Origin of the sequence: Arthrobacter pascens (assembly GCF_017052465.1) — a bacterium.
Lineage (GTDB): Bacteria > Actinomycetota > Actinomycetes > Actinomycetales > Micrococcaceae > Arthrobacter > Arthrobacter pascens.
In genome coordinates this window covers 1-1,401 of the sequence record NZ_JAFHKT010000053.1, presented here as the reverse complement: position 1 = coordinate 1,401, position 1,401 = coordinate 1, and the positions used below count along the sequence as shown (strand labels likewise).

Here is a 1,401-nt window from a genome sequence, read left to right as displayed (position 1 = left end):
ACGGTAGGGGGAGGCGACGGAGCCGGAGTCGAGGTGGTCCCGGCCGATCACGATGGGCGCCTTGACCTTGCCTTCCTTCACGAGCTGGTTGAACAGCAGCCCGGCCTTGGCGCGTTCGCCGTAGCCCAGCCAGCAGATCCGCGCCGGCAGGCCTTCGAACTCGACCCGCTCACCCGCGGCGTCGATCCAGCGGTGCAGGTGCTTGTTCTCGGGGAAGAGTTCCTTGATGGCCTTGTCCGTCACGGCGATGTCCTCGGGGTCCCCGGAGAGCGCCACCCAGCGGAACGGGCCCAGGCCCTCGCAGAACAGCGGCCGGATGTAGGCCGGAACGAAGCCGGGGAATTCGAAGGCCCGGGCGTAGCCGCCCTGGCGGGCCTCGTCGCGGATGGAGTTGCCGTAATCGAACACCTCCGCGCCGGCGTCCTGGAATTCAACCATGGCCTGGACATGCCTGGCCATCGAGGCCTGGGCCTTCTTGGTGAAGCCTTCCGGATCCGCGGCGGCCTCGGCCTGCCACTCCTCCACGGTGATGCCTTCGGGCAGGTAGGACAGCGGATCGTGCGCCGAGGTCTGGTCCGTGACGATGTCCACGGTGAGCTCCCCTGCCTGGTGGCGGCGCAGGATCTCCGGGAAAACCTCGGCGGCGTTGCCGACATACCCGACCGACCAGCCGCGGCGCTCTTCCTTGGCCGCCAGGACTTTGGCGATGGCGGCGTCGAGGTCGGTCTCCACCTCATCGAGGTAGCGCTTGCCGGCACGGCGGCGCAGCCGGGTCTCGTCGACGTCGACAATCAGGCAGGCGCCCTCGTTCAGGGTGACGGCGAGCGGCTGGGCGCCGCCCATCCCGCCGCAGCCGCCGGTCAGGGTCAGCGTGCCGGCGAGGGTGCCGTTCTCATCCCCGGTGAGCTTGCGGGCGATCGCGGCGAAGGTTTCGAAGGTGCCCTGCAGGATGCCCTGGGTGCCGATGTAGATCCAGGACCCGGCGGTCATCTGGCCGTACATCATCAGGCCCTCGGCCTCGAGGCGGCGGAACTCGGGCCAGTTAGCCCAGTCCCCGACGAGGTTGGAGTTCGCCAGCAGCACCCGCGGCGCCCATTCGTTGGTGCGGAACACGCCCACCGGCTTGCCGGACTGGACCAGCAGCGTCTCGTCCTTCTCCATGGACTCCAGCGTGCGGGTGATCGCGTCGAACGCGGCCCAGGAGCGGACCGCCCGGCCGGTACCGCCGTAGACCACGAGATCATCCGGGCGTTCGGCAACCTCGGGATCCAGGTTATTCATGAGCATGCGCAGCGGGGCTTCCGTCTGCCAGGACTTGGCGGTGAGCTCGGTGCCGCGGGCCGCTTTGACCGGGCGGGCACCGGTAGTGAAATCGGCGGGTGCCATGAGGGGCTCCTTCGT

At 69.0% G+C, this 1,401-nt stretch carries 1 protein-coding gene; it reads right to left on the bottom strand.

Features of this window, described 5'->3' with window-relative positions; translation table 11 throughout:
- A partial coding sequence (gene hutU, locus JYA52_RS00240; protein WP_205651161.1) for a urocanate hydratase occupies positions 1–1,386 on the bottom strand: 1,386 nt, incomplete at its 3' end.
- Positions 1,387–1,401: the final 15 nt, after the last annotated feature.